Source organism: Methylibium sp. (assembly GCF_031393925.1).
Classification (GTDB): Bacteria; Pseudomonadota; Gammaproteobacteria; order Burkholderiales; family Burkholderiaceae_C; genus Methylibium.
On the sequence record NZ_JANMWL010000025.1, the window covers coordinates 1 to 2,010 of the forward strand.

Here is a 2,010-nt window from a genome sequence, read left to right on the forward strand (position 1 = left end):
CTCACCACGCCCGAGCAGCGCTTTCTGGCCACGCGGCCCATCTACGAAGCGACGATCAAGGCCGGGTTCATGCGGCGCCTGATTCCGCAGCCCTTCGGCGGGCAAGGCACGGGCCTCATGGACATGGCCATCGTCACCGAAGAATTCCATGCGGTCGACGTCAACGTCTCGCTCACCTTGCTGGCCACCCTGCTCGGCCTGATGCCGCTGTTCATCGCCGGCTCGACTGAGCAGCGCTCGAGCTTCATCGCGCCGTTTCTCGAGCCGCGCGGCACGCCGCTGGCTGCGCTGGCCTACAGCGAGCCCGGCGGCAGCGCCAACTTCGCCTCGCCTGCGCCCGGCGAAGGCGTGCGCACCACCGCCACGCTCGACGGCGACGCGTGGGTGCTGAACGGCGAGAAGAAGTGGGTGTCGGGCGCCGTGGGCTGGGACGGGCGTGGCGCCGACTTGCTGTGCGTGGTCTGCCGCACCGACCGCGCGGCACCGCCGGAGCGCGGCATCTCGGTGCTGGCAGTGCCGCGTCCCGAGCGCGGGCTGGTCGCGCTCCCCTGCATCGACACCCTCGGCAGCCGCGCCCACCTGAGCCCGCAGCTTCGCTTCGAAGGCATCCGCGTGCCCCGCGGCAACATCATCGGCGCCGTCGGCGGCGGAAAAGACATCGTCGATGCCAGCTTCACCGGCACCGCGGCACTGGTGGGCATCATGGGTGTGGGCCTGATGCGCGCGGCCTTCGATTTCGCTTTGAACTTTGCCAAGACCGAAAAGCGCGGCGGCGTGGTGCCGATCATCGAGCACCAGGCCGTCGGCTACGCGCTGGCTGACGCCAAGACCAGCATCGAGGCCGCGCGCTACCTGGGCTGGAAGGCCTGCCACGCGATGGACGTGCAGGCGCCGGGTGCCTTCGAGCTGGCGCTGCAGTCCAAGATCTTTGGCTCCGAAGCGGCCGTCAAGGTGATCACCGACCTGATGCGCGTGGTCGGCATCGACAGCTACGACCACGCACTGCCGCTGGCCGGCCTGCTGCAAGACGCCATCGTGTTGCCGCTGTTCGACGGCGGCAACATGGGCGTGCGCCGGCGCCAGTTGCACGGCCTCTTGATGAGCCCGGGCTACGACCCCTTGACAGCAGCCGGGACGGCGTGAGCCGGCCGCAACATCGCCCGGCGCTGGCGCGTCCTCACGCGTTCGCCGGCCACAGGCCCTGCAAGTACGGCTCGATGTCCGGCGCAATCGCCTCGTGGGCGCGCAGGCGATTGAAGTGCGTCAGCGCCCGTGAAGACCCCGCCGCGACTGCATCATCTGGGTGTCGCGGGCAAACAGCAGGCCGGCATCGAGAAAGCCGTCGATCCGCGACGCGGTGTAGGGGTCGCTGCCGTACAACTGCATGCGCGCGGCGCCGAGCCGGGCGACCGCACGCATGATGCTGTTGGACTCGAAGATGCCGATGCGGCCGTCGGGGCTGAAGGCGGCGGGCACGTCACCGAAGGGATGCGCGTGAAGAAACGCATCGGTCTTGTAGAGCCGGGTCGTGGGTGGCGTTCAGGTGTGCGTCATCAAGGGGTGCAGCACCAGGCCGAGCAGTGCGGCCACGACAACGATGAGCGGCTCGGGCAGCTTCTTGAAGCGCCACAGCAGCGTCGCCGTGGTGATGGCCAGCGCGGCAGTGACCCAGTCGGAGATCGAGCGCTGGGCGATCACGATCACTGCACCTGCCAACGCTCCGACCGCGGCGGCCGTCACGCCATCGACGAAGGCGACGATGCCCGGGTGCTTGCCGTGCTTCTTGAACCAGGGCGCAGGCAATACGGTCAGCAGGTAACACGGCGCGAAGGTGGCCAGCGCGGCAACGACGGCACCCCAGAAGCCAGCAATCAGGTAGCCGATGAAGCCGGTGGTGATGACGACCGGACCCGGCGTGATCATCGCGACGGCCACCGCGTCGACAAATTGACGGTCGTTGAGCCAGTGATGTTCGGTCACCACCCCGCCGTAGAGAAAAGGCACGATCGC

General features: G+C 68.5%; 3 protein-coding genes. 1 reads left to right on the forward strand and 2 read right to left on the reverse strand.

The features are described from left to right. The coding region (locus RMO12_RS01685; protein ID WP_309637969.1) for an acyl-CoA dehydrogenase family protein at positions 1-1,143 on the forward strand (1,143 nt) is incomplete at its 5' end. Positions 1,144-1,263: 120 nt separating this feature from the next. Here the strand turns inward: RMO12_RS01685 and RMO12_RS01690 are convergent. Both RMO12_RS01690 and chrA read right to left on the reverse strand, forming a co-directional pair. Beyond that, on the reverse strand, positions 1,264-1,476 hold the full coding sequence (locus RMO12_RS01690) for a hypothetical protein (protein ID WP_309624816.1): 213 nt from the start codon (positions 1,474-1,476) through the stop codon (positions 1,264-1,266). A 63-nt stretch (positions 1,477-1,539) separates the two neighbouring features. Continuing rightward, positions 1,540-2,010, reverse strand: a 471-nt coding sequence (chrA, locus tag RMO12_RS01695; protein WP_309637970.1) for a chromate efflux transporter, incomplete at its 5' end; no start/stop codon positions are given.